This is a genomic window from Streptomyces flaveus (genome assembly GCF_014647675.1).
Lineage (GTDB): Bacteria > Actinomycetota > Actinomycetes > Streptomycetales > Streptomycetaceae > Streptomyces > Streptomyces flaveus.
Window position 1 is genome coordinate 1 of sequence record NZ_BMPQ01000085.1, and the last position, 935, is coordinate 935.

General features: G+C 69.6%; 1 protein-coding gene. It reads right to left on the reverse strand.

The genetic code is table 11. The features are described from left to right. On the reverse strand, nt 1-935 hold a 935-nt coding region (locus IEZ21_RS46900; protein WP_189327914.1), incomplete at both ends, for an IS1380 family transposase.

Genomic DNA, 935 nt, shown 5'->3' on the forward strand with positions numbered 1-935 from the left:
TGGTGGCGCCAGACGCCGAAGAGTTCGGCCTGCCCCTCGGGCACGCTTTTCGGGTTCAGCCGTTTCACCCGGCGCACGATCAGCCGGGCGGTGGTGTGGAACTGCTTCTTCTTGCTGGTGAACGCGGTGAAGGGGATCTCGGTGATCTCGGCGTCGGAGATCCAGCGCTCCTCGGCGGCGTCCCAGACGGCGGCGGCGTACTTGACCGGCGTCCAGGCGTCCTCGTCGATGGCGGCGATGGCCTCGCGGATCTTTTTCCTGACCGCGGCGGCGAGGGAGAAGCAGACGCCGGCCGTGCGGCAGACCTCGACGACCTTGTGGGAGAAGTACGCGGAGTCCGCCCGGACGATGATCTTCGCGGTGATGCCCATCGCCCGCACCGTGGTGAGGGCCTCGCGCAGCAGACTCGCCGCCCCTTTGCCGGAGTTCGCCGAGCCCTTGCGCAGGCGGGTGGCCACGATCACGGGAGCGCAGGTGGAGGTTTTGACCGTGACGATCTGGAAGTGCAGGCCGCGCTGTTTGGTGTAGCCGAAGGAGGCGCCTTGCTTGGCCGGCCCGTAGACCTGCTTGACCTTGGAGTCGATGTCGACGAACACCACCTCGTCCCCGGCGGGCACCAGGCCGGTGTGGGCGGCAAGGTTGCAGGTGAACGCCCGTGCTGCGGACTCCAGTTGGCGTACATGTCCCCAGGTGAACGCGCGCAGGTACGTGCCCGGCGTCGAGGGGGCGCGCACCCCGCCGAACAGGCGGGACAGGCCACCGTGCCGCAGCATGTCCAGGTCGTCGATGCTGTCCGCCCCGGCCGCCATCCCGCCCACGATCGACAGGGCCTTCGCCGCGGCGGCTGTCCCGGCGCCGTTCTTCGCGCCGGTCAGTTTCACCTTCCGGGTCACCAGGGCGGGCAGGCCGCACCGCTCGGCCAGCCGGATCGTGGG